Consider the following 24,892-nt stretch of genomic DNA (forward strand, 5'->3'; position numbering starts at 1 on the left):
GCGTGGTGAGCGGGCGATGACCGTCACTCGCAGATGGGCCGCAGACCGGGCAGCGTGCAGCTACCGTCCGAGGGTGCGCAGGCACGGGTCAGCGAACGTTGAAGGCGCTGCTGCTGGCCGAGGAGCATTCGCCGCTGTAGCAGGCCTGCACCGTCCAGACGTAGACGTGACCCGAGCGCAGCCGCACGTTGGGGTATGGGGTCCAGCTCGTGGTCGCTACCTTCGTTGTGCCGAGGTCGATGCCGGCGGTCATGTCCGTGATATCGACCAGGTAGTATGTCGCACCGAAGCTCGCGCTCCAGCGCAGCGTGATGGTGCTGCTCACCGTGGCGCCCTGCGCCGGCGAGATCAGGGTAGGCGCTGGAGGGATGAAGACGGGTGGAGGAGTGACCGTCGGCGAGCTGCCGTCGGCCCGGACGCTGCTGACGGGCGGTTGCGCCGTCGCGAGGACGAGCAGGACCAGGCCCGTGGCCATAAGGCCCACCGTCGTGAGGAACCAACGAGAACTTCGCATGATGCGTCTCCTTCTGCTCAGGTCACGCACAACTGGCGGTGAGTACGACGGATGGTGCGCCGTCGCGAGCGAGCGGCGCCCCGCAGCGGGATGCGGGGCGCGCCGGGCCAGGAGACAGGTGCCCTCAGGTTGGGATGTGGCGCGGAGATGGGGACGGCTCGTTGCTGAAGCTTGACTGCGACGAAGACGGCTGGGTGAGGGACGGCAGCGGCCGCGCTATCTCGGTTGCCAGCCAGAGGTAGCGCTGCGCGTCGATCGTCGTCGTATATGGCAGGAGGCCGGTCGCGTAGCCCTGCACCTCGGCGGCCGCATCGCCGTCGTGGCTGTCGTTGTCGGTTGAGGTGCCGTGCTCGTTCATGGTTCCTTGGTCCTTTCCCGCTCTTCTGTTCACGTTTGATGTCTGCCCGAGCCGGCGCTCAGGGCAGGACGGTGATGGTGCCGCGCATCGGGTTGGGACCGTGGATCAGGCAGAGGTACTGATACGTGCCCGGTGGCGCGTCGATGCGCAGGGCGAAGCCGCCGCCCGGCCCGAAGAAGCCCGAGTTGATATAGCCGGTGCCGTCGTAGCTCATGCCGCCCACCGGGCTGTAGACGTTCGCCGCGATGACGGCGAGCGGTGGACCGGACGGCTGCGGGCTGACCTGCAGCAGAGCAGGCGCCGCCGCGCTGGAGGTGAACGTCACCGTATGCACCTCGAACGGGTCTTCGACCGCCCAGATCACGAGGTCGCCGCGGTGCACGGTGAGATCCGCGGGAATGAAGGACAGGGCGCTCATTCCGGCGGTGTTGCTAATGCCCGCCGCCACGAGGTGCGTCACCGAGCCGTTGGCAGCGACGGCCTGCGGTGCGCCGGCACCGCTGAGCGCCGTGCGCAGTTGCTCGACCAGTCCGTTGAACTCGCCGGTGCCGCGAGTGGTGGCCTGAGCGGGCGTCTCTGTGAGCGTGGCGTCCGCGGGCAGAACTTCGATGCTGCCGTGCATGCCGGGATGGGTGAGGCAGAGATATGGGTAGATGCCCGGCCGCGTGAAGGTGAGCAGGAAGGGCGGGGTGTCCGGGCTCAGCGGGACGCCGGAGCCGGTGACCTGGCTGCCGTCGTAGGTGCCGCTGTTGTCCGGGCCGATGTCGCCCTGCGGGAAGAAGCCCGGTCCGCCCTGCACCGAGCCCGCGTCAGGCCCGGGCACGAAGATGTCAGGGGTGGCGGCGGGACCCGGGAAGGTGACGGTGTGCGGCGCCAGGATGGTGGCCCAGGTCCAGCGTACGCTGTCGCCCTGATGGACGGTGAGGGCGCCCGGAAAGAAGGCGTTCGCCATGATCCCTTCGGCGGCGACGTCGCCCGAGACCTGGACCCCCCACACCGTGGCGGCTCGCGCCGCGTGCCGCGGCAGTGTGAGGACGCCCGGCAGGGCAAGCAGTGCCAGGCCGAACAGCATAAGCCAGCGTCGCAACATTGCATTCCCCCTTGGCACGTGAAACGGAACCGCGCGCCTATTGTTCGCCGGCAGGACACCACCGTCGGCGGCAGGCGGACAGGGCAGCGGTCTGGGCTAGCGGTAGAAGTAGGGGTCGAGCACGCTGACTTTGGTGATACGATCGATCGGCAACTGGTTGCGTTCCGCCGCCCGACGGATCGCCTCGGGGTCCGGCCCGTCGTAGATACAGTACGTCTTGTGCTTGTCCTCGCTGACGTAGGAGTGGACCCAGGTCACGCCGAGGTCAGCATTGGTACCCACCACGGCCAGACAGGTCGCGGCCCCATCGTCGCTCACGGGGATGCGCAGCCCTTCTGGAAAGCTGCGTTCGACGAGATAGCGTGGCATTGCACATCCTCCTCAGATGCTGCGTCGGTCCGCCCGACAGGGTTCATGCTGCCGGAGCCGGCATCGCCGCTCATCGGGAGGGCTGCCCAGATTGGCGAAGCGTGCTGCCTACTTTGGAGCAGAAGGTGGCCGGCAGGTTACCCGCGGTGCTGCCGCGGGTGGCCCCACGCCTGCATCGGCGCCACGGCTCACGAGGCCCGACTGCCCGAGCGCGCCGACGCATGGTCCTGGAAGGTGCGGGCGGCCTCGGCCCGCGAGCGCACGCCCAGCTTGGCGAGGATAGCCGAGACGTGGTGGTCGACGGTGCGCTGGGAGAGCACCAGCCGCTGCGCGATCTCCGCGTTGCGCAGCCCCTCGGCGAGGAGACGCCAGATCTCAATCTCTCGTGAGGTGAGGCCGGCGGCATTGGAGCGGGTGGACGGCCGCGGTCCGCGCGGCAGACCGCGCACCCCGAGCTGGCGCAGGTGGCGCTGCACCATCGCCGCCGCCAGGCGGGCGCCCAGCCGCTCGAAGCTGGTCAGCGCCTCGCGTAGCGCGGGCTCGTCGCCGTCGGCCAGCGCCATGGCCGCCTCGTACGGGCAGCCCAGCGCCTTCCACTGCGCCGCGGCCGCCTGCCAGTCGCCGGCGATCTGCCGAGTGTAGGGCTCGGCGGCGACCGCCGGAACAGCACCAAGCCTGCCCGCACGCTGGAGCAAGAGCGCCAGCTCACCCACCAACCAGCGCTCGTTCCTCGCGATAGCACCCTCGTAAGGGCGCTGCGCTTCGTCCGCGGCCCCTGCTGCGTCTCCGGCCAGCCACGACGCTTCAGCCCGTGCGGCATGCGCCACGGCGAGCCACCCTCCGCCGATCGGTGCGGCGAGCTGCAGCGCCTCGTCCAGCACCGTGGCTACCTCCGGATCGCCGCGCCGGGCCCGGATACGCCCGAGCACGGCAAGCCCCTCGATCCGGTGGCGCGGCGAGACATCGGGCCGCGCCAATAGCTGGCCGACCGCCTCCGCCGCCTCGCTCCAACGACCCTGCAAGAGAAGCTGATTGGGGCGCCTGTGCAGCATGGTGTAATAGTAGGTCTGCACGTCGTGGTCGAGGGCGTAGGCGAGCCCATCATCGAGATAGCGCTCAGCACGCGCTAGGCTGCGTTGGAAGATGGCCCTTCCGGCGAGATTGGCGTACGCTCGGCCGGCGTGCTCCTCGTGATTGCCCGCGAGTGCCAGCTCTAAGCTGCGCTCGAGCTGTGCCCAGCCCTGCTCGTCTTCGCTCTGCAGCCGAGCACAGCCGACGTTGTTGAGCGCATGCGATAGCAAAGCCGAGTCACCGAGGCGTTCGCCGATCGCGATCGCCCGTTCGCCCCAGGCGATAGCCTCGGGGTTCTGGCGCGCGGTCATACGCAGCCGTGCCAGTTCGCTGTAGGCCCAGCCCAGCTCGATACCTGGCGGCAGCGGCTCAAGCACGCCCAGCGCCTCAGTCACAGAGGCATCGGCATCCGCATGCCGACCCAGATACCACAGTGGGCGCGATAGGCAACGCAGAATGTCGCCCTCTTTGAGCGGATCACGCAACGATCGCCGCAGATCCAGCGCCTGCGTCCAGGCGGCGACGGCCTCGGCGTGACGCTCGGTGAGGTAGTACTGGTACGCCAACGCCTCCAGCAGCTCTGCGAGCGGGAGCGGCGGCAAGCCGTCGGCGTATCGTAACGCCCGCCTGTACTGGGCCACCGCCTCCCGATGTGCCTTCAGCCCCGCCGCCTGCCGGCCTGCCTCGGAGGCGTACGCAAGCACGGCCTCGCTGTCGTCGGCGCCTTCGGCGTGGTGGGCGAGCCGCGCGACCAGGGGGCCGGTGTCGGATTGGTTCCGCAGCGCGGTAAGCACGGCGCGATGCAGCTCCACACGGCGCGGTAGTGAGAGCGCCTCCAGCACCGCCTCGCGCACCAGTTCGTGGCGAAAGGCGAGCAGGCCATCGTCGGCCACGTGCAGCATCCCACTGGCGAGGCACTCATCGAGCGCCACGGCGGGTGCGGCGAGCGCCTGCAGCAGCCGGGGCTCGACTCGTGCTCCGATCACCGCCGCGGCCTCCAGCGCCACATGCGCGGCGGGCGAGAGGCGAGCGACACGGGCGAACACCGCGTCCCGCACCGTAGCGGGCGTGCCGGGTACATTCGTGGCCAGCAGCTCGGCGACGAAGAACGGGTTTCCGCCGGTGCGCCGGTGTACAGCTACCGGGTCGAGCGCGCTATCCTTGAGCAACGTTCGCACGGCGTCGAGCGAGAGCGGGGGCAGCGTCAGCCGCGTGGTGTTCGTGGTGGCGAGGTCGCCCATCGCCACCCGTAGCGGGTGTCGCGCCCCTACCTCGTCGCTGCGGTAGGTCACGAGGAGCAGGGCGTGGGTGCCGCCCACACGCCGGCCCAGGTAGCGCAGCAGGTCGAGCGTCGCGTCGTCCGCCCAATGCAGATCCTCGAAGACGACGATCCGAGGGCGAGTGCCGGCCGAGAGCTCGGACAGAGAGGCCACAAACAGGCGCTCTCTCGGCTCCCCGCGCTCGAGCGCCAACTGCAGCGGGCCGCCGGCCGCGTGGGCGATGTCTAGCAGTGGCGCCAACGGACGTGGCGTGGAGAGCGCGTCGCAGGCACCGAGCAGCACGTGGGCATCGCTGGCGTGGTGGCGACAGAACGCCTGCACGAGGGCCGTCTTGCCAGCCCCGGCCTCGCCGCTCACGAGCACGAGCCGGCCCTGCCCGCCGGCCGCCCGGGCCAGCAGGGCGTCAAGCTCTTCGAGGAACGCGGCGCGCTCCAGCAGCTCCATCCGTGTCAGTATGCGACCAATCTCGGGACCTGACAATGCGGCGCACCCGGCCGCGTTGTGCTCGCCCAACGCCCGGAGGCGAATCAGCGCAGCGTCGCGCACCTGGTCGCAGAGGCCGTTCGGCTCGAACGGAGTGAGTCCAAACAGAGCACGACGGCTCGCTGTGAAAGCCAATACACGGACGGCTACCCGCCGCTGATCGCCGGCAGGATCACGACCTCGCTGCGCTCATCTACGGGCTGCAGCAGGCCGAGCGTAGCAACCTCGCCGTCGACGGAGAACGCCACCTCCGGGCGCGGCTCACCGTCTTCGGTCAGCCGCTCGCGCATGCCGGGGTAGGACGCTTCGAGCGCCGCCACGAGCTGGCGCAGGTTGCGGCCCGAAACCTCCACCACGGGCTGGCCCTGGGTTAAGTCCCGCATCAGCGCGGGAATGCGCACGCTTGCCATCTGATCATCATCCTGAGTTGCGCTTGCACGGGCAGCTCAATAGGCGCGGCCGAACAACCCTTTGCGGCCTGCCGGCCGACCGTCGCGGATGCAGCTGCCGCTGCCGCCCGACTGTTCGAAGGGGATGCAGCGCGAGGTCGCCCGCGTCTCCTCTTTGATCGCCGTCTCGCAGTCCTCCTGCTCGCACCACCAGGCCAGCGCGAAGCCCTGCTGCACCGCGTCCAAAAACTCGGCGTAGCTGGCCGGCTCGGCCGTGTGCGCCTCGCGGAAGCGCAGCGCCCGATCGTAGAGCGCCGTGTGGATCTCCTTGAGCATCTCGCCCACGGCGGTGGGCGCTTCTGCGCGCGGGACAGCTGTCTTGCCCTCTTTGCCCGGCCGATCGCGCCGCGCCAGCAGCACCGTGCCCTGGGCGATGTCGCGCGGACCAAGCTCGATGCGCAGCGGCACGCCGCGCATCTCCCAGTCGTTGAACTTGTAGCCCGGCGTCAGCCCATCGCGCTTGTCCACGCGCACGCGGTAGGCGCCAAGCTCGGCTGCCAGCCGTTCCGCCTCGGCCAGCACCTGCGCCCGCTCCTCGTCCTTACGGTAGATCGGCACGATCACGACCTGGTGCGGCGCCAGCCGCGGCGGCAGGATCAGGCCGGTATCGTCGCCGTGCACCATCACGATCGCGCCGATGAAGCGGGTGGAGAGCCCCCACGACGTGGTCCAGCAGTGCTGCAGGCTGTTGTCGGTGGCGAGGTACTGGATGTCGAAGGCGCGCGCGAAGTTCTGGCCCAGGTTGTGCGAGGTACCCGACTGCAGGGCGCGCCGGTCGCCCATCATCGCCTCGATCGTATACGAGCGCAGGGCGCCGGCGAACTTCTCCGACTCGCTCTTCACGCCGCGGATCACGGGGATCGCCGCCTCGTTCTCGGCGAAATCGGCGTAGACGTCGAGCATCTGCCGCGCCTCGGCCTCACCCTCGTCGGCCGTGGCGTGGGCGGTGTGGCCCTCCTGCCAGAAGAACTCGGTAGTGCGCAGGAAGAGCTTGGTGCGCTTCTCCCAGCGCACAGCGCTGTTCCAGAGGTTGATTAGCACGGGCAGATCGCGATAGGACTGGATCCACTTCGCGTACATGTGGCCGATCAGCGTCTCGGAGGTCGGGCGCACGACGAGCGGCTCGGGCAGCTCCTCGCCGCCGCCGTGCGTGACCACGGCGAACTCGGGCGCGAAGCCCTCGACGTGCGCCTTCTCCTTTTCGAGGAAGGAGGCGGGGATGAACATCGGGAAGCCGGCGTTCACATGCCCCGTCGCCTTGAAGCGGCGGTCCAGCGCCTGCTGGATGTTCTCCCACAGCGCCCAGCCATAGGGCCGCACGACCATGCAGCCGCGCACGGGGGCGTAGTCGGCCAGCTCGCTCTTGAGCACGAGCTGGTTGTACCACTCGTTGAAATCCTCTGCGCGCGAGGGGATGCGATCTTCGGCCATGCCGCCTCCGCTGCCGCCGGCAGTTGTCTGTACAGCACCAGTATGGCAGCGTCGGCGAACGCAGGCGATGGTTGCGTTCGCGGGCGCGGCCCGGCCGCTCGCGCAACGGATGCCCGCCGGTCCACGATATGGGCGGACACGCGCGGAGGAAGGCGGGATCGATGCTCTACACCATGCGCACCTTTCTCGTGGACAGGGCAAACGTCACGCGCTTCGTCGAGCTGAGCGAAACGGCGATCTGGCCGGCGCTGGAAGGGCGCGACGGCCGCGCGCTCGGCCTCTGGCAGGTCGTGATGGGCGGCGCCGAGCGCATCGTGCTGATCACCCGCTACGAGAGCCTGGCGCACTGGCAGCAGACCCGCGCCTGGCCGGAGAACCGCGTGCAGGGTGCCCAGCCCGATCGCTGGCCTGCCAGCGGCCGCGAGGCCGTCGCCGCCCGCGCCGCGATCACGCGCGAAACGGACGTGATCGCCCTGCAGCCGCTGGGCGAGCGCCGCCCGCCGGAGAACACGCCCGATGGCACGCCCGGCATCTACGCCCTGCGCAGCTTCCAGGTGCGAGCGGGCGACGTGGCCGAGTTCGTGCGCCGCACGGAGGCCGCGGTCTGGCCGTGGTACGAGACGCAGGGCGCGCGGCCGCTGGGCATGTGGCGGGCGCACGTGGCCGAGCAGCCGCTGCTCTGGATGCTGACGCGCTACGCTGATCTCGGCGTCTGGGAAGCCTCGCGCGATCTCGGCCCGGAGCCGGAGGACGCGACGCGGGCGCAGTGGCAGGCGCTGCAGCGGGCCAACCGCAGCGAGCTGGTTCAGGCCAGCGGCGTGCGCATCCTGCGGCCGATCTCGTCGCGGCGGCCCTGAAGGCGACGTCTAGCGATGCTCCCGGCAGGCGCTCCCGTTCGCTCGATTCTGCCTGGTGTGGTGCAGGCGCCGTTGCGGGCCACCTCCTGCTTTCTCCTGCTCGACCGGCGCCTGACGCTGATCGACACGGGCCTGCCGGGCAGCGCCGACCGTATCCTGCGCGCCGTGGCGCTCTGCCGCCGCCGGCCCGACGAGATCGAACGGATCGTGATCAGCCACTACCACCCCGACCACCTCGGCAGCCTGGCCGAGCTGCAGCGGCGCCTGCCGGCGAAGGCAGCGATCCACGCGGTGGAGGCGCCGGTGGTGCAGAGCGCCGGCGGTCCGCCGCCGCCCTTCGCCAGCGCCGCGCTGCGCACGCTGGCCCGTCCCGTGGCGAACCGTGCCTTGCGCTACGAGCCGGTGCGCATCGACGAGCCGCTGCACGACGGCGACGAGCTTTCCGTGCTTGGCGGTATGCGCATCGTGCATACACCCGGCCACACGCCCGGCCACATCGCCCTCTACTTCCCGCGCATGGCGCTGCTGATCGCCGGCGACGCGCTGGAATACCGCGAGGGCGTGCTCTCCGGCCCGGCCGCGGGCGTGACGGCAGACATGCCGCAGGCGATCGCCTCGCTAAGCAAGCTGGCGGCGCTCGAGCTCGACGTGATCGCCTTCAGCCACTTCCCGCGCCTGCCGGTGCAGGCCGGCGCGGCCTTGCGGGCGCTGGTGCAGGGCGCGGGGCCCTCATCCTCACCCCCGTGATCTTCCACTGGTCCTTCTCCCAATACTGGAGAGAAGGAGAGGGGCGATCCAGCAGAAAGCGATCCAGAGGGCTCCGGGCTGCCAGGCATGGTGCGGACGGTTCGTGAACCGCCCCGCGTGCCGGTGGGCGCGATTCACGGCGCGCCGCCTGACCCGACGCTCGCTGGAATGGTCCAACCCATGAGCTCCCCTCTCGCCCAGGATTGGGCGAGGGGTATGTGAAATGAGGTGAGGGCCGGCCGCGTCAGTTTGCGTTGAGGTTGTAGACCTTCGCCATCGTGACGCCGAGGATCTGCGCCATGTCGGCCTCGGGCACGCCCGCGAAGTTCTTGGCGATCTGCTCGCGCGAGTGCGGGAAGGTCGAGTCGAAGTGCGGATAGTCCGAGCCCCACATCAGCCGGTCCGTGCCGATTAAGTCGCGCGTGCGCACGCCGGGCACGTCGTCCTGGAACGTCGCGTAGACCTGGCGGCGCCAGTAGTCGGCGGCGTTCATCTTCATCGCCGGATAGCGGGCGCCGAAGCGGTTGGAGGCGTGCTCGAGCCGCTTCAAATGGTGCGCCAGCCAGCCGATGTCGTTCTCGACCGAGATCACCTTCAGGTTTGGATGTCGCTCGAACACGCCGCTGGTGATCATGTCGAGAATCGAGGCCACGGCGTAGGTGTGCAGCTTCATGTAGTCGGCGATGATGCGCTCGCTCAGGCCGGTGCCGCGCTGGCCGGTGAGGATGTGGATGTTGATCGGCAGGTCCATCTCCTCGCAGGCGGTCCAGAACGGCTCCCACATCGGGTTGTCGTAGCGCCGCTCCGGCGCGGGGTCGTTGGAGATAAAGACGCCCTTGAAGCCGAGCTTCGCGCAGCGCTCCGTCTCCGCCAGCGCGTCTTCGACGGTGGTCATCGAGACGTTGGCCACCGGCAGCAGCCGCTTCGGGCTGTGCGAGGCGTACTCATGGGCGAAGTCGTTGTAGGCGCGCATGATCGCCCGTTGCAACTCGTCGTCCGGGTGGCTGAAGAAGAACATGCCGAGGCCGCAGTAGAAGATCTCGACGTCGACGCCGTCCAGATCCATGTCCTTGACGCGCTCGGCCGGATCCCAGCCGCCCGGCCGGCAGACCTTGTAGCCGCCGAACGCGAACCTCTCCAGCTCGGCGGGCGGAATGCCGGCGCTGCCCAGGCTGGTGACGTTGAAGGGCGGCAGCGGCGGGCAGAAGAGGAAGTCGCCGCTCTGGCCCTTGTTCTCGTGGATGATCGTCGGCGCGCGCTCGCGGAACTTCTCCGGCATGCGCTTCGTCCAGAGGTCGCCGGGCTCCAGCACGTGCGAATCGGCCGACATGATCGTCTTTGGCATGGTGGGTTCTCCTTACGAGGAAATAGAAATCAGGAAATAGGAAATAGGAACGAGCGGCTTGCCGGCATCCCTGTTTCCTATTTTCTCAATTCTATTTCCTCGCCTGCCTCGTTCCTCGTTACTCCGTCAGCATGTCGCTGAACATGTGCGCGTCCGGCGCCTCGTCCTGCGAGAGGCCCTCCGTCGAGCGGAAGTCGAACGCCGCGTTGCGGCCGCCGAAGTGCTTGGTCACCACCAGCTTGCGCCACTGGATCACTTCGGCATCGGTGCCCGAAAGCTTCTCCGGCCAGTCGTAGACCTGGTGCAGCATCACGCTCATGTCCTGCTGCGAGAAGTTGTACTCGGACAGCCAGCGGTAAATCGACCAGTAGAGCAGCCGGAACCAGAAGAGCTGGAGCTTGCTTTGCGGCCGCGTGTAGTGGAAGTACCAGACGCGGGTGAGCCACTCCTCCACCGGCACGGTCTGCCGTGTGTAGAAGCCGAACAGGCCGTTGACCCGCCGCCGCACCGACATCGGCCCCACGTTGCTCACGGACGCCACGCCGTTCGTACCGTTCGTGTCCGGCTTCGGCGGCGCCACGAAGCCGCCGGCGCGGAACATGCCGGGCAGGCGGTGGCCGCTGCTCCAGCGCACCGTCTTCGGCGGCGGCGCAGGCACGCAGGTGCGCTCGAAGAACCAGCGGAAGGCCCAGATCCACTTGGCGCGGAACATGTGCTTCGGCCAGCGCCAGCCGTTTGGATAGACGTCCTGTGGCTGCGGCTGGAAGGTGAGGCCGCCGGCGTTGCGGAAGCCGTTGCCGGTGAAGGCGATCTTGGAGCCCTGCGCCGGCCGCGCGCCGGAATTGGGCGCGGAGAGCAGCCCGGTGAGCGCGTCGCGGTGCAGGTAGCCGACGTGCGAGTCCATCGAGTTTTCGAGACCGACCTCCCAGTTGGTCTGCCACATGATCTGGTCGTTGAAGAAGATGCAGGCGCCGCGATCGAAGAACTCCTCGGGCACGTCCTCTTCGATCGGCGCCGGCTCCTCGCTGCCCATCCAGATGAAGACCACGCCCTTCAGCGTCTTCGTCGGATAGACGCGCGCCTCGGACCCCGGCTTGCCGCAGACGCCGGACTGCGGCCCCTCGGAAAGCACCGCGACGTTCTTGCCCTGCTCGTCCCAGACCCAACCGTGGTAGGGGCAGGCGACGGTGCCTTTGTAATGACAGTCGCCCTCAGACAGGCGGGCGCCGCGATGGGGGCAGACATCGCCGATCGCCGCGACGTTGCCATTCCTGCCGCGGAAGAAGCAGATGTCGTCGCCCAGCATGCGCACCTGCACCGGCCGGCGCTTGCCCACGCGCGAGGCCGGCAGCGCGGGGTACCAGTACTCGCGCAGCCCCAGCTTCGGCACCAGGTGGCGGATGTCGCCCACCAGGCGCGGGATGTCGCCGTTGCGGTCGAGCGGCAGATCGGCGGGGGGCGCGGCACGGCCGGTACGTTGCTTCTGCTGAACCATCAGTTTCTCCTTCTCAGCGCCGGCTGCCCCGCGGCGCCGATGGGGCAGCACGTCAGTGCGACGACGGGTCGCGGTAGAGCGCCCAGATGAGCGCGATCGCCCAGCCCACGATCGTCCAGCCGCCGAGCAGGTTCAGCATCAGCAGCGCGCCGCGGTTGCGATGACGCCGCGCGTAGGCTAGCTCGGCGGGCAGCAGATAGATCCCGGCCGCCGCCGCGAGGATCGCCGGCAGTTTCATCGCCCTATCCCTTTGCCCTGCGCCCGCAGCGCCGGCGCTGAGCTGCGCTCCTGTATGCACACCTGCTCTCGTGGCCTCTGTCCGGATCCTGTGATCCTCCGGCGGATCCGTCAAGCACCGTGGCGGCGACGGACGCGCACGCCGTCACGGCCCGTTGGGTCGCGCTTGGCGGAATCAGCATGATTGGTCGGGTCCATCTAGCTATTCCGTTGCAATCTGGACATATCGATTGCTCTTCAGCAACGACCGCCTAATACTCGGCTCGCCGGGCGCAGAATGTGACGCCTTGCTCGGAGGCTGATTCGCGCCACGGCGTGGCTGCGGCGGAACGGTTCGTCGCGCCGATAGGGAGGGAGCGCGCGATGGGCGATGATCGCTCGGAGAACTACTGGCTGCGGCTGGCGAACCGCCAGTTTTCGCGGCGACGGCTGCTCGGCACGGGCATCGGCGGCGCCGCGGCGCTGGGTCTGGCTGCCTGCGGCAGCTCGAACAACAACAAGACCAGCAACAAGCCGGCGGCAAGCAGCGCTGCCGGCGCCGCCAGCCCGGCCGCCGGCAACAAGGCGCCCACGCAGGCCAACACCGGCGGCCAGGTCGGCGCGCTTACCGCGACCGTGGTGCCGCTGGCGCCCGGCGCCAACGCCGCGAACGTCAAGAAAGGGGGCACATTCGTCGTCCTGAACGGCGGCGAGCCGCGCACGCTCGACCCGCACTTCGACACCTTCCCCTTCTGCACGGCGATCGCCGACAACGTCTACAACGCGGTGATGAAGTTCACGCCCGACCTGACCAAGATCACCACGGACCTGGCCGTGGCGATGCCCGAGCAGCCCGACGACAAGACCTACATCTTCAAGCTGCAGCAGGGTGTCAAGTTCCAGGACGTGCAGCCCGTCGGCCCGCGCGAGTTCACCGCCGACGACGTCAAGTACAGCATCGAGCGCCAGGCGACGAACGACCCCGGCAAGTTCCAGCACGGCTACTACTTCCGCGACAAGCTGGACAGCATCCAGGTCGTGGACAAGTACACGGTCAAGTTCGTGACCAAGGCGCAGTACGCGCCGTTCATGAGCTACATCGCCAGTCCGTGGACGGTGATCGTGCCGCATGAGGCGGTGGAGAAGTTCGGCGACCTGACGGCGAATGCGATCGGCACGGGGCCGTTCATCTTCGACTCGTGGGAGAAGAACGTCCAAACCACGCTGCACAAGAACCCCAACTACTTCCGCAAGGACGCGGCGGGCAACGCGCTGCCCTACGTCGACAAGCTGACGATCAAGTACGTGGTCGACCCGCAGGCGCAGCTCAACCAGTTCGTCCAGGGCAACCTCGACGCGGGGGCGCTGCAGTTCAACTACGCCAAGCAGGCCTCGGACTCGGTCAAGGGCGCCAACAGCCAGGCGGTGCCCAGCCAGTTCTGGAAGGAATTCCGCACCCAGCCCTGGGACGGCCAGAAGTACATGCAGAAGGCGCCCTACACGGACATCCGCTTCCGCCAGGCGCTGGTGCAGGCGATCGACAAGCAGGAAGTGCTGGACACGGTCTACTCGCTCAACGGCAAGGGCGACGGCATCCTGACCTTCGGGCCGATCCTGCCGATCTACAAGCCCTGGGCACTCACCAGCGAGCTGGCCGGCTTCGATCCGAAGAAGGCGCTGGACATGCTGAAGGCGTCCGGCGTCGACCCGAACACCTTCTCCGACCAGATCATCTTCGCCAACCAGACCTCGATCGACCAGCAGGTGGGCGAGGTGATCCTGGCTCAGTTGCAGAAGAACCTGGGCCTGAAGAAGGTCTCGCTGATGCCGATGCAACTGGCGGAGTACTACAACAAGACCTACGCCTACGACTACGGCATGTCGCACCACACGCCGCTCAACAGCCCCGACCCGGACGAGAACCTCTCCTCCTACTTCGGCCGCACCTCCACCTTCTACAAGTGGGGCAACACGCAGATCTGGGATCTGATCGACAAGCAGGGCATCACCGTCGATCCGCAGGCGCGGCTCCCCATCGTGCAGGACGCGCAGAAGATGATCGTGCAGGACTTCCCGATGGCGTTTCTGTATACGGCGAACCTGCACCTGTTCACGCAGCCCTATGTGAAGGGCTGGTTCTTTCCGCAGGATCTCTACGACGGCCGTGTCGAGACGGTCTGGATCGACAAGTAATGCTCGACTACATCGTCCGCCGCATCATCTACGCCCTGATCACGGTGATGCTTGTGCTGATCGCCACCTTCTCGATCATCCGCCTGCTGCCGGGCGACGTGGTGACGCTGATGGCGCATCAGAATAATTACGCGGCGGCCGACGAGCACCTGCTGCGCCATCAGCTTGGCCTCGATAAGTCGATTCCGGTGCAGTTCAAGGACTGGATCGGCGGCGTGCTGCACGGCAACTTCGGCCGCTCGCTCTGGACGAAGCAGACCGTGGCCTCGGAGCTGCGCCGCCGCTTCCCGATCACGGCCGAGCTGGGGCTGATGGCGGTCTTCTTCGGCGTGGTGCTGGCGGTGCCGGTCGGCATCCTCAGCGCCATCCGCCAGGACACGCTCGCGGACTACGTGGCGCGCACGGCGGCGGTGGCCTTCATCTCGCTGCCCTCGTTCTGGGTGGCGACGTTGATTCTCACCTTCCCGCTGATCTGGTGGAAATGGTCGCCGCCGCTGACCTACGTCGGCTGGTCGCACCCATTCGATCACCTCACCTACTATCTGGCGCCGGCGATCTGCCTCGCCACGACGCTGGCCGGCGGCGTGATGCGGCTCACCCGCACGGCGATGCTGGACGTGGTGCGGCAGGACTACATCCGCACCGCCTGGAGCAAGGGGTTGCGCGAGCGCTCCGTGCTGGTGCGCCACGCCACCAAGAACGCGATGATCCCCGTGGTCACGATCGTGGGCCTGCAGGTGGCGCTGATCTTCGGCGGCACCGTGATTCTCGAACAGATCTTCCAGGTGCCCGGCGTGGGCCGCTTCTTCTACGATGCGGTGCTCAACCGCGACTACCCGGCCCTCCAGGGCGTGGTCTTCTTCATCGCCCTGATCGTGGTGGCGACGAATCTGCTGGTCGACCTCGCCTACGGCCTGCTCGATCCGCGCATCCGCTACGCCTGAGCACCAGGCGATGCATCCAGGAGGATAGGGCAGGGCGGCGCAGGCGCGGACGGCGGTTTTCACCGCCGTCCGCGGCCCGCTGCCCGCTGCCCGCAGCGATGGCACAGGAAACCAGCGCCCGGCCCGGCCCCGGTGTGGCGCCGCTCGCGGCGGAGGGCCGCGGCGTGCGCTCGCGCTCGATCTGGCTTGATACGCTGATTCGCCTGGTGCGCACCAAGCCGCTGGGGCTGGCGGGCGGGATCATCATCCTCGCGCTGATCGTCATGGCGATCTTCGCGCCGCTGCTGGCGAACTATCCGCCGGCCGAGATCCATCCGAAGTTCAAGCTGCTTGGCCCGTCGGGCACGTGGTGGTTCGGCACCGACAATTTGGGCCGTGACATCTACAGCCGCATCATCTACGGCGCCCGCGTCTCGCTGAAGGTCGGCTTTTTGGCGGTGCTCTTCTCGATCGTGCTGGCCACGGCGATCGGCGTGGTCAGCGGCTACTTCGGCGGTATCGTCGACACCGTTGTGCAGCGGCTGGTCGATGCGATGATCGCCTTCCCCGGCTTAGTCCTGATCCTGCTGATCGTGGCGATCTGGGGGAACACGCTCAACAACGTCATCCTCGCGCTGGCCTTCTTCGGCATCGCCGGCAACTCGCGCATCATGCGCGGCGCTACGCTGGCCGTGCGTAACCAGACATATATGGAAGCGGCGCGCGCCATGGGCGCCAGCGACCTGCGTATCATCCTGCTGCACGTCTTGCCCAATGTGACGGCCACGGCGATTACGCTGGCGACGCTCGGCCTGGGCACGGTGATCCTGGCCGAGGCCTCGCTCGGCTTCCTCGGCCTCGGTGTACCGCCGCCCAATCCGACCTGGGGCAACATGCTCAGCGGCCAGGCGCGGCAGTTCATGGTGCAGGCGCCGTGGCTGGCGATCTTCCCTGGTGTCGTGCTGAGCCTGGCGATCTTCGGGTTCAACATGCTGGGCGACGCGCTGCGCGACCTGCTCGACCCACGCCTGCGCGGCGGGCGTTAAGCGCCAGCCTGGCTGCTCGATGTGCCTTCCTCGGTCGCGCTGGTCGGGGCGCCGGCCGGCGCCGCCTCCACGGTAACGGGCTCCGGCGAGGCTGGCACGTGCTCGATCACGCGGGCGGGCTGCGGCGCGTCCGCGGGCTGAAAGTCGGCCGCGGAGCGGTCGTCCGGCCTCGCCCACTTGAGCGACTCTGCCGGGGGCGGCGCAGAAGTCACCGACGCCGTCGCCGCGGCGATCGAGGACGGCCCGGGCGGTGGTGCCGCCGCCATGCCGGCGGCGGCGCCTGCCGGCGCCGACGTGGCCGTCGACCACTCGGTGAGCCGCCAGAGGCCGACGAACAGCAGCAGCAGCACGCCGACCAGGGCGATGGCGAAGCGCAGGAAGCGCGCCGCGGTGTCCAGCACCGCCGGCGTGCCGACTACCAGTAAGGTGAGAATGCCGGACGGGTTCTCCGTGCCCAGCGGCACGGGTTGAATCACAAACCAGGCGCCCGCCGCCAGCAGCAGGCCGCCGCCGATCAAAAAGCCGAAGCGCAGGTAGTTGACGATCGCGGGCAGCGCCACGCCGATGATCGCGAAGATCAACCCCGCGACGGCGAAGGCGATGAAGATGTTGCGCTGGTAGTCAGGGTACTTGCCTTTGAAGTTCTGCACGTCGCCGAAGTAGCCGTCGATCTGCTTGGCCTCGCGGGCCGTTTCGGCGTCCGGTGTGTTGCCGCTGAGCTGCTGGAAGGTCACGCCCACCGGCTGCGGCAGGCGCGGCTCGGAAATGAAGATGGCCGACCCGAAGCCGGCCGTCAGCGCCAGCACGAGCCCGAGCAGGCTGCCGTAACCGACCTTCACCCAGGTGGTGCCCATGCGCTCTCGTCCTCTCCCGCGGGCTGCACGGCCCGCCCGCCCCGCCCGCCCCACTCCGCCGCTTCCCGCACAGTATACCGGCTGAGGGACGAGGAACGACGAAGCAGGAAAGCGGAACGGGGAAATAGGAAACGGGAACAAGACTGCCCTCGCCCCTCGCCTCTGGCTCCCATCTCCTCGTCCGGCGCTATACTGCGGGCATGAGTGACGCGGCAATCGCCGATCTGACCGAACGCCAGACGCCGGGGCGGCTGCACCTGCTGGTGGTCTCCGACTACATCTGACCGTGGTGCCTGATCGGCCTCGTGCGGGTCGAACAACTGCAGCGCGAGTTCCCGGTCGATGTGGACTGGGTGCCGTTCGAGTTGCACCCGGAGACGCCGCCGGAGGGAAGGGTCATTGACCCCGCGTCGAGCGGCCGGCGCGCCGCCGTCCACGAGCATCTGCAACGGCTGGCGGCGGAAGCGGGCCTCGAGATGAAGCAGAAACGCTTCGTCTCCAACTCGCGGCTGGCGCTGGAAGCCGGCGAGTTCGCCCGCGCCGCCGGGCCAGAGGTCTTTAACGCCCTCCATCGCGCCCTGCTGCACGCCTACTTCGAAGAGGCGCAGGACATCGGCGACCGCCAGACGCTGCTGGCGGTGGCGCGCGGCGCCGGCCTCGACACCGAGGCGCTGAGCGCCGCGCTCAGCGACCAGCGTTACGCCGCCGAGGTCGATGACTGGACCGCCTGGGCGCAGACGAACGGCATTACCGGCACGCCCGCCTTCGTCTTCAACAACCGCTTCCTGATGGTCGGCGCCCAGGACTATGAGGTCTTCGCCGACGTGGCGCGTCGGCTGCTGGCCAGAGAAGGCGGGTAGCGGCGCCGCACGGGCTGCCGCGTGCGGGAGGGCGCGCGCCCGGCGGGGCGTGCAAAAGTGTGTGGCCCGCGCCGTTCGCCATAATGAGTACTCGATCCTTACGATCCCGTGTTATCGTATAACCCGGCTACTGGAATTATGTCCCCGTACGCCCGTGCGTGGAACGATCGTCACGACCGGGGCGTTGAACAGAGCAGGCAGCCAGCGGAGCAGGCCCCGCACCGCTCATCCGGTCGTTTCAGCCAGACTCCGCGAGCACACAGCAGCAGCTGCAGGGAGGAAGCGAAGTATGTCCCTCACCCGCTCTCTGGTCGGAACCGCGGTCCTGGTGGCGGCAACAGCAGCCGTCACACTCATCGGCGGTGGCAGCCCCACGGCCCGGGCGCAGCAGACACCGCCCGCCGCCCGCGTCTACGGCGGCATTCAGATCAATGGCCAGAATGCGCCGAGCGGCGCCGTCGTCACGGCCTACAGCGGCAGCGCGCTCTGCGGCACCGCCTCGGGCAACGGCGTGTACAACGGCACGCAGTACTTCGTCGATATCGACAGCAGCCAGGCTGCCTGCGCCACGCCGGGCAATACCCTCAGCTTCAAAGTCAACGGCCAGGCCGCCAACGAGACCACGACGGTGCCGCAGATCGCCGGCTCGCCGGTGCAGCTCAACCTGACCGTCAGCGCTACGCCCACGCCCAGCGGCCCCACCGTGACCTATCAGACCGGCTGGAACATCGTCGGCGGACCGGCGGGCATGACCTTCCCGCAGGCGGCCGCCACCCTCTACACGCTGCCGGGCGGCGCCAGCAACTACACCACGATCTCGAACACGACCGGCATCACCGCCGGCGCCGGCTACTGGGCCTTCTTCGGCGCGACCACCACGGTGTCGATCAGCGGCAGCTCCACGCTGCCCGCCACGGTCTCCGTGCCCGCCAACTCGTTCGCCATGATCGGCAACCCCGCGAACAAGGCGGTGACGGTCAGCGGCGCCGATGCGGTCTACACCTTCGACCCGGTGGCCAACAGCTACAGCAACGGCAACACCACCACGCTGCAGCCGGGCCAGGGCGCCTTCGTCTACTCCGCCGCGGGTGCGACGGTGACGATGCAGTAGTCAGCCGGAATTCTCAGCGCGTGGGGCACGACGCGCGATGCGAACGGGGCGGCGCTACCTGCCGCCCCGTTCGCGCGCCCCGTCAGGCGAGGAACGAGGAACGAGTGGCTGGCGACGAGGGCTGTCTCGTTCCTCGTTCCTGTTTCCTCGTTCCTCGTCCCCTTATTCGAACATGTGCGCTAGTTATGGTATAATGGCTGTGCATCGAAGACGCAGCGCTGGGTCCGGCGGCGGAGCCGGGCAAAGATCGAGAAGACGGCAGGCCAACTACCATGACGACCGCAGAACTGCAGGCGCGGGCCATCGCCCGCGCCCACGACGAACATATCTACATCCGCCGGGTCACCAACCGCCCCGGCGTCTATACCGCGCGCAGCCGCACGAACCCGCACCGCCGCTACATCCTCGTCGACCGTGACGGCACACAGGCGTGCAGTTGCCCCGGCTTCACCAACCGCGCCTCCTGCAAGCACGTGGAGGGGCTGCGCCAGCGCCTGGCGCGCGAGGGGCAGCAGCTCAGCCTGGATCTGCAACCGGCCGGGGAGCCGCTGGCGCACGCGGCGGCCTGATCCGCCGCGCCCCGTGCCGGCTGGGCGAGCATCACATCGCCGGGGAGACGCGGCATGAACGCACCGCCCTGGCTGGTGAAGCCCGGCGAGCGCGTTGATCTGGAGGATCTTGACCCCGCCGACACGCGGCCGTTTGCCGACAAGGTCGCGGCGGCCGATCTGCTGCGCCTGCGCGAGCTGCAGGAGCGGCTGCACGTCGACGGCCGCCACGCCCTCTTGCTCGTCTTGCAGGGCATGGACACCTCCGGCAAAGACGGCACGGTCAAGCATCTCTCCGGCGGGCTCAGCCTGCTCGGTGCCCGGCTCGCCGCCTTCGCCGCGCCCACGATGGAGGAGCTGCGGCACGACTTTCTCTGGCGCGTGCACCGGCAGGCGCCGCCGCACGGCTGCGTCGGCATCTTCAACCGCTCGCATTACGAAGACGTGCTGGTGGTGCGGGTGCACAGGCTGGCGCCGGAGGCCGTGTGACGCGAGCGCTACGGCCAGATCAACGCCTTCGAGGCGCTGCTGGCCGCCGGCGGCACGACGATCTTCAAGTGCTATCTGCACATCAGCAAGGCGGAGCGGAAGCGGCGCCTTGAGGCGCGGCTCGACGCGCCCGACAAGCTCTGGAAGTTCGACCCCAACGACCTCGCCGAGCGCGATCGCTGGGACGCCTACCGCGAGGCGTACGAGGAGGCGATCGCCCGTTGCAGCAGCAAGCAGGCGCCCTGGTACGTCGTGCCGGCCGACCATAGGTGGTACCGCAACTACGCCGTCACGCGCCTGCTGATCGAGGCGCTGGAACGGCTGCCGCTGCAGTTGCCCAAACCGGCGTTCGACGCGCAGGAGCTGAAGCGCCGGCTCAGCTAGCCGCGCCCACGCGCTCCGGCGCCGCCAGCAGCGCCATCAGCCCGCGCAGATCCGGCAGCGATTCGAAGTATGCGATGCGCTCCAGCGCCTCGCGCGCCGCGGCCGCCGGCAGCGCCACGGCGGCGCAATCGCGAAACTTCTCCGCCAGCTCCTCCCACGACAGCGGGCTCTCGCCCGAGCCGCGCGGCTCGTCCACGCCGCGCCGCAGCGTACGGCCGTCGCGCAACGTCAGCGCCACCTCGGTGCGGCCGCCGGCGATCTGCGCCTGCGCCGGGCCGGCACGCATCTCCACCCGCCGCAGCAGCGCCTGCGCCGCGGGTCGCTGCACGGCGGCGTCGCTGAAGGTGGCGAGCCGCGGGGCGCCGTCGAGCAGCGCCGCCGCGACGCAGTACTGCATCGAGAACTTGCCCTCCAGGCCCGTCTGCGGCCGCGGGTGGATCAGCGGCGCGGCGGACGTTTCCGGCAGCAGGATCTCGACCGCGGCCACGTCCTCCGCGGCGATACCCGCCTCGTCGCGCAGCGCCAGCACGCCATCGAGGGCGCGGTGCGTGTTGTAGCAGCAGGGATACTTCTTCACGGCGATCCCCGGCGCGAGGATGTCCCAGGGGGCGCCGAGATTCCCCAGCGCCTGCGTCGGGTCGTGGTCCTCGGCGGGCGAGAAGAGACGGATGAAGCCGAGCGGCGCTTCGAGCATCGTCTCGTCCGCCGTGAAGCCCCGCTGCGCCAGCAGCGCCGCCGTGACGCCGGCCTCCGCCGCGCGGCCGGGGTGCAGCGGCTTGGTCATCGTGCCGAAGTTCTGGCGCGAGCCGGCGGCCATGCTGCCGGCGATGCCGAGCGCCATCACGGTCTGCTTTTCGGTCAGGCTCAGCAGCGCCGCCGCGGCCGCCGCCGCGCCGACCGTGCCGTGGGTCGAGGTCGCGTGCCAGCCGCGCGCGTAGTGGCTGGCGCCCTGGGCGCGGCCGAGCTTGCACTCGATCTCGAAGCCGAGCACGAAGGCGCGCAGCGCCGCGCGTCCACTGGCGCCCAAGTGCTCGGCCAGCGCCAGCACCGCCGGCAGCACCGGTACGCTGGGATGGCCGTTCAGCGAATAGTTCACGTCGTCGTAGTCGAGGGCGTGGCCGGATACGCCGTTCACCAGCGCGGCCTGCGCCACGCTGACCCGTTCGCCGGCGCCGATCACCGTCGCCTGCGGGCTGCCGCCCAACGCCCGCGCCAGCTCGAGCGCGATGCGGGCGGCGGGCTCCACGGAGCCGGCGAGCGTGGCCGCCAGCGTGTCGAGCACGGCGCGCTTCGCTGCCGTCACCACGTCGTCGCCCAACTGCTCGTATCCCGTCTCGCCGATGAAGCGTGCGTAGCCCCGCGTGATCTCCATGGCCGCACTCCCCCGATCGCTTCGACCCGATCCGTCTGCGCGTAGAGCGTACACCCGCGCGGCCTACTCCGCCGCCACGGGCCGTGGCACGAGCGTGGCCGGTTCCTCCGTCCGCGGCGGGGCGCCCTGCCGGCGTTCGCGGGCACGATCGGGGATGAAGAACGCCAGCACAATGCACAGCAGATACAGCACGACGTAGGCGATGTACACATGCTCCAGGCCGCCGGCCACGTTGTGCGGATCGCGGCTGAGCACGAGCGGGATCATCGCCGTGCCGATCATGCCGCCCGACTGGCGGAAGGTGCTGCGGATGCCGGTGACGGCGGCGACTTTGCCCGGCAACAGATCGAGCGCGGCGTTGTTGGCCGCCGGCTGCGAGATACCGAGCCCCAGCCCGATCAGCGCGGTGATCATGCTGAGCCAGACGACATCGCTCACGCCGACGCCGAGCAGCGACACATGCGTGAGGCCGCGGCTGAGCAGCAGCATCGCCAGCGCCTGCAGCGACATGCCGGCCACCATCGGCAGGCGGTAGCCCAGGCGAATGATAAAGATCGAGCAGAGCGTCGACGTGACGATCATCGCCATGGCGCGCGGCGTCAGCAGCGCCCCCGCCAGGGTGGCGGAGACGCCGTAGCGGTTCTGGAAGTAGGTCGGCAGGAAGGCCATCACGCCGAAGACGCCGGCGCCGAAGCAGAAGTTGTAGAGATTCGCCGCCAGGAAGGGGCGGTGCTTGAGCAGCACGGGCGCGATCACCGGGTCGGCCGTACGGCTCTCGGTGCGGAAGAAGAGCACGAGCAGCAGCGGCACGCTCGCCAGCAGCAGCCAGACCAACGGGTTGCGCAGGGCGTTGGCGCTCTCGCCAAGCCAGGTGAGCGCGAACAGCAGCATGATCATCGCGCCGCCGTAGAGCGCCGCGCCGGCGAAGTCGATCCGGCGCCGCTCGCCGGTGGCGCGGCCCTCGTCGCGGTAGAGCGCGGCGGTGAGCGCGATCACCAGCAGCCCGAGCGGCACGTTCACCCAGAAGACGAAGCGCCAGGAGAGATGGTCCACCACGGCGCCGCCGATGTTCGGCCCCAGCAGGCCGCCGATCGGGAAGATACTGGTGAAGAGGCCGATGGCGCGGGCGCGGCTCTGCGGAAACAGGTCGGAGACGATGCCCGTGCAGGAGGGGATGAAGCTGCCGCCGCCCAACGCCTGCACCAGGCGGCAGACGACCAGCACGTAGACGTTCGGCGCCATGCCGCAGAGCAGCGAGCTGCCGGTGAACAGGACGATCGCGCCGAGGAAAACGCGCTTGCGCCCCCACTCATCGCTGAGCTTGCCGGCCACGGGCAACACCAGCAACTGGCCGAGCTGGTAGGCGGTGATCGTCCAGGTTTCCCAGACGACGCTGGTGTGCAGGCTCTTGCCGATCGCCTCGAGCGCCACGGCCACGATCGTCGAATCGATCGAGGCCATCAGCAGCGCCAGCGCGATCACGGAGAAGATCAGATACCGTCGGGACGGCGGGCGCAGCGCGGAGCCGGCGCGCGCCGGGGCCGGAGGCGCCGTCAGCGCGTTGCCGCCGTGGGCCATCGCCACCCCGGTTCGGTGCGGAATCCAGCGTCCGTGCCGTCCGATCGGCGCGGAAAGCTTCCGCCAGGTGTGCGGAGGTTGCGCTTCACAGTGCGCTTCCGCCGCGATTTATGCTAGCGGTGAAGTCGCGCTGCTTCAATGCCACCCCGCAGAGGCGGCACGATCGAGTGCGCTAATCCTCGCGTGGACCCGGCCGGCGGCCCTGGCGCAGCAGGTCCTCGAACGCCTGGATCACGTCGGCGGGGTTGGGCAGATCGCCCGGCTCGCTGCGCTTGACCGCCTCGACGTCGTTGCCCGCGGCGCCGCTCTGCTCTTCCAGCTCGTGCACGTGCTCGGCCACCTCGGACTTCGCCCGCACCGCCTCGCTCACCTGGCGCTCGAAGAAGGCCGAGGCGTCCTCCAGGCGCGACAGGTCGAAGGGCAGGTCGGTGAGGTCGCGCACGGCGCGCAGCAGCGCCAGCGCCGCCTTGGGGTTGGCCGTGGTGGGCAGATAGTGCGGCACGGCGGCCCAGAGGCTGGCGGCGCTCATGCCCTGCGCCCGTGCCGCATCTGAGAGCACGCTGACGATGCCGGTCGGCCCTTCGTAGCTGGTGCTGAGCGTGCCCAGGCTGCGCAGCGGCGGCTGTTCGTCCTCGCTCCAGGCGTAGCCGGAGATCGGCACGGGCCGGGTGTGCGGCACCGCCCCGAGAAAGGCGCCGAGCGTGACCACGCGCTTCACGCCCACGGCCTGGGCGACGGAGAGTGCGGCCTGGCAGTAGGTGCGCCAGCGCAGTTCCGGTTCGCGCGCCACGAGCGCGACGAGGTCATTCTGCCAGCCCGGCCCGCCGCGGATCGCGTAGAGGTCGTGGGCGGGCCAGCGCAGCACGCGCTCGCCGTTGCGCAGGCGCACGATCGGCCGTGACTGCATCTCGCTGAAGACGTGGAAGGCGTCCGGCCGGATGCTGGCGATGCGCTGGCCGTCCAAATTGCGCGCCAGCCAGCGCACGGCGGCGCTGGCGCCCTGGCCGCCGTCGTTCCAGCCCTGGAAACCGGCGACGAGCACGGGTGAGCGCAGGCCGGGCAGCACGCGCACCTGGCGCTCGATATGGCGATCAAGATCGTCGTTTGTATGTCTAGCCATGGCAGAATGCCTCGTGAAGTTCGCGTTCGGAGCCCGTGCAGCGGGCCCAACCCTTAGTGTAGCCAATCGCGGGCTCCGGGCGTAGGGCGCTGTGTTGAGGGGCGCCTCCTGCCCGTGCGCGGCGCGGTTGAGCCCGGTGCGAGGCTGTAGTACGCTGATCGCTGCCGCACCTCCCGGGATAGCTCAGTTGGCCAGAGCAGCGGACTGTAAATCCGCGTGTCCGTGGTTCGAATCCACGTCCCGGGACCAGCTTGCAGGCGTGAAACCGGCCCCATCGGGCCGGTGTTCTCTTCGGTTCCGTAGCGTGATGCCAACGGCTGATGCCAACGCGAACCGGCTCATGCCTGCAAGACCGCGCTGAGCGCGTCCACCGCCGTCTGCTGAAGCCGTGGCGTGACGTGCGAGTAGGTGTTGAGCGTCAGCGTTGTGGTGCTGTGCCCAAGCAGATCGGCCACGATGCGCGGATGCACCCCCTGCTCAAGCAGCAAGGTAGCGCAGCTATGCCGTAGGTCGTGGAAGCGGATGCGCGGCAAGCCGGCCTTCGCAAGCAGCGGCCAGAAGGAGCGCCGCAGGAGGTTGCCCGCCTCGATATCACGCGGTCGCCCGCCGCTGCCATAACCGCCATCGTGTCGCGCGCGACGCTAAACCGCCACTGGGATACCAAGCATTGGCGGATGAGGAGACGGTGAGAAGCGGGCGGTGAATGCCC

23 protein-coding genes, 1 tRNA gene and 1 pseudogene are annotated in these 24,892 nt (G+C 69.0%); 10 read left to right on the forward strand and 15 right to left on the reverse strand.

The window, feature by feature from the left end:
* Positions 1–88: 88 nt before the first annotated feature.
* From VKV26_09255 to proS, 7 genes are all read right to left on the reverse strand, one after another.
* Positions 89–514, reverse strand: a complete 426-nt coding sequence (locus tag VKV26_09255) for a hypothetical protein (GenBank protein HLZ70078.1) — start codon at positions 512–514, stop codon at positions 89–91.
* A gap of 124 nt (positions 515–638) precedes the next feature.
* Complete coding sequence (locus VKV26_09260) at positions 639–872, reverse strand: hypothetical protein (protein HLZ70079.1); 234 nt, start codon at positions 870–872, stop codon at positions 639–641.
* 58 nt (positions 873–930) lie between these two features.
* Positions 931–1,962, reverse strand: a complete 1,032-nt coding sequence (locus VKV26_09265; protein ID HLZ70080.1) for a hypothetical protein — start codon at positions 1,960–1,962, stop codon at positions 931–933.
* 96 nt (positions 1,963–2,058) lie between these two features.
* Positions 2,059–2,331, reverse strand: a complete 273-nt coding sequence (locus VKV26_09270; GenBank protein HLZ70081.1) for a DUF4242 domain-containing protein — start codon at positions 2,329–2,331, stop codon at positions 2,059–2,061.
* Positions 2,332–2,519: 188 nt separating this feature from the next.
* Positions 2,520–5,126, reverse strand: coding sequence for an AAA family ATPase (locus VKV26_09275; protein HLZ70082.1), 2,607 nt, complete (start codon positions 5,124–5,126; stop codon positions 2,520–2,522).
* A gap of 185 nt (positions 5,127–5,311) precedes the next feature.
* Complete coding sequence (locus VKV26_09280) at positions 5,312–5,575, reverse strand: MoaD/ThiS family protein (protein HLZ70083.1); 264 nt, start codon at positions 5,573–5,575, stop codon at positions 5,312–5,314.
* Between the two features lie 36 nt (positions 5,576–5,611).
* Positions 5,612–7,045: a proline--tRNA ligase gene (gene proS / locus VKV26_09285; protein ID HLZ70084.1), complete on the reverse strand. Its 1,434-nt coding sequence runs from the start codon at positions 7,043–7,045 to the stop codon at positions 5,612–5,614.
* Between the two features lie 161 nt (positions 7,046–7,206).
* On the opposite strand from proS, the gene VKV26_09290 reads away from it, so the two are divergent.
* Together VKV26_09290 and VKV26_09295 are read left to right on the forward strand one after the other, a co-directional pair.
* A complete protein-coding gene (locus VKV26_09290) occupies positions 7,207–7,902 on the forward strand; it encodes an NIPSNAP family protein (protein ID HLZ70085.1) in 696 nt (231 codons plus the stop codon).
* A gap of 15 nt (positions 7,903–7,917) precedes the next feature.
* Positions 7,918–8,649 (forward strand): MBL fold metallo-hydrolase, encoded by a 732-nt coding sequence (locus VKV26_09295; GenBank protein HLZ70086.1) that lies wholly within the window; start codon positions 7,918–7,920, stop codon positions 8,647–8,649.
* A gap of 244 nt (positions 8,650–8,893) precedes the next feature.
* On the opposite strand, the gene VKV26_09300 is transcribed toward VKV26_09295, so the two are convergent.
* The 3 genes from VKV26_09300 to VKV26_09310 all read right to left on the reverse strand — a co-directional run bounded on the left by VKV26_09300 (position 8,894) and on the right by VKV26_09310 (position 11,727).
* Positions 8,894–9,994: an amidohydrolase family protein gene (locus VKV26_09300; protein HLZ70087.1), complete on the reverse strand. Its 1,101-nt coding sequence runs from the start codon at positions 9,992–9,994 to the stop codon at positions 8,894–8,896.
* Between the two features lie 118 nt (positions 9,995–10,112).
* A complete protein-coding gene (locus VKV26_09305; GenBank protein ID HLZ70088.1) occupies positions 10,113–11,489 on the reverse strand; it encodes a Rieske 2Fe-2S domain-containing protein in 1,377 nt (458 codons plus the stop codon).
* A 52-nt stretch (positions 11,490–11,541) separates the two neighbouring features.
* Positions 11,542–11,727 (reverse strand): superinfection immunity protein, encoded by a 186-nt coding sequence (locus VKV26_09310; GenBank protein ID HLZ70089.1) that lies wholly within the window; start codon positions 11,725–11,727, stop codon positions 11,542–11,544.
* 362 nt (positions 11,728–12,089) lie between these two features.
* On the opposite strand from VKV26_09310, the gene VKV26_09315 reads away from it, so the two are divergent.
* The 3 genes from VKV26_09315 to VKV26_09325 all read left to right on the forward strand — a co-directional run bounded on the left by VKV26_09315 (position 12,090) and on the right by VKV26_09325 (position 15,867).
* Positions 12,090–13,898: an ABC transporter substrate-binding protein gene (locus VKV26_09315; GenBank protein HLZ70090.1), complete on the forward strand. Its 1,809-nt coding sequence runs from the start codon at positions 12,090–12,092 to the stop codon at positions 13,896–13,898.
* Positions 13,898–14,842 carry an ABC transporter permease gene (locus tag VKV26_09320; GenBank protein HLZ70091.1) on the forward strand — a complete coding sequence of 315 codons (945 nt, stop codon included), beginning with the start codon at positions 13,898–13,900 and terminating at the stop codon, positions 14,840–14,842. The genes VKV26_09315 and VKV26_09320 overlap by 1 nt, the downstream gene beginning before the upstream one ends.
* A gap of 98 nt (positions 14,843–14,940) precedes the next feature.
* Complete coding sequence (locus VKV26_09325) at positions 14,941–15,867, forward strand: ABC transporter permease (GenBank protein HLZ70092.1); 927 nt, start codon at positions 14,941–14,943, stop codon at positions 15,865–15,867.
* Here VKV26_09325 and VKV26_09330 read toward each other — a convergent pair.
* Positions 15,864–16,721, reverse strand: a complete 858-nt coding sequence (locus VKV26_09330; protein HLZ70093.1) for a hypothetical protein — start codon at positions 16,719–16,721, stop codon at positions 15,864–15,866. The genes VKV26_09325 and VKV26_09330 overlap by 4 nt on opposite strands.
* A gap of 296 nt (positions 16,722–17,017) precedes the next feature.
* Between VKV26_09330 and VKV26_09335 the strand changes: the two genes are divergently transcribed.
* The 4 genes and pseudogenes from VKV26_09335 (at position 17,018) to VKV26_09350 (ending at position 20,113) form a co-directional block, all read left to right on the forward strand.
* Positions 17,018–17,581: a DsbA family protein gene (locus tag VKV26_09335; protein HLZ70094.1), complete on the forward strand. Its 564-nt coding sequence runs from the start codon at positions 17,018–17,020 to the stop codon at positions 17,579–17,581.
* Between the two features lie 289 nt (positions 17,582–17,870).
* A complete protein-coding gene (locus VKV26_09340; GenBank protein HLZ70095.1) occupies positions 17,871–18,692 on the forward strand; it encodes a hypothetical protein in 822 nt (273 codons plus the stop codon).
* Between the two features lie 272 nt (positions 18,693–18,964).
* Positions 18,965–19,261 (forward strand): hypothetical protein, encoded by a 297-nt coding sequence (locus VKV26_09345; GenBank protein HLZ70096.1) that lies wholly within the window; start codon positions 18,965–18,967, stop codon positions 19,259–19,261.
* A 54-nt stretch (positions 19,262–19,315) separates the two neighbouring features.
* Positions 19,316–20,113, forward strand: a pseudogene (locus VKV26_09350) (PPK2 family polyphosphate kinase).
* Here VKV26_09350 and VKV26_09355 read toward each other — a convergent pair.
* The 3 genes from VKV26_09355 to VKV26_09365 all read right to left on the reverse strand — a co-directional run bounded on the left by VKV26_09355 (position 20,106) and on the right by VKV26_09365 (position 24,183).
* A complete protein-coding gene (locus VKV26_09355; protein ID HLZ70097.1) occupies positions 20,106–21,485 on the reverse strand; it encodes an MmgE/PrpD family protein in 1,380 nt (459 codons plus the stop codon). The pseudogene VKV26_09350 and the gene VKV26_09355 overlap by 8 nt on opposite strands.
* Positions 21,486–21,548: 63 nt before the next feature.
* Positions 21,549–23,063, reverse strand: coding sequence for an MFS transporter (locus VKV26_09360; GenBank protein HLZ70098.1), 1,515 nt, complete (start codon positions 23,061–23,063; stop codon positions 21,549–21,551).
* A 172-nt stretch (positions 23,064–23,235) separates the two neighbouring features.
* On the reverse strand, positions 23,236–24,183 hold the full coding sequence (locus VKV26_09365; GenBank protein ID HLZ70099.1) for a PAC2 family protein: 948 nt from the start codon (positions 24,181–24,183) through the stop codon (positions 23,236–23,238).
* A 172-nt stretch (positions 24,184–24,355) separates the two neighbouring features.
* On the opposite strand from VKV26_09365, the gene VKV26_09370 reads away from it, so the two are divergent.
* Positions 24,356–24,432, forward strand: a tRNA-Tyr gene (locus VKV26_09370).
* An 89-nt stretch (positions 24,433–24,521) separates the two neighbouring features.
* Here the strand turns inward: VKV26_09370 and VKV26_09375 are convergent.
* The gene (locus VKV26_09375) at positions 24,522–24,716 is read right to left on the reverse strand and encodes a tyrosine-type recombinase/integrase (protein ID HLZ70100.1); all 195 of its coding nucleotides are present in this window, start codon (positions 24,714–24,716) and stop codon (positions 24,522–24,524) included.
* Positions 24,717–24,892 lie beyond the last annotated feature (176 nt).

It is taken from the genome of Dehalococcoidia bacterium, from assembly GCA_035310145.1.
Classification (GTDB): Bacteria; Chloroflexota; Dehalococcoidia; order CAUJGQ01; family CAUJGQ01; genus CALFMN01.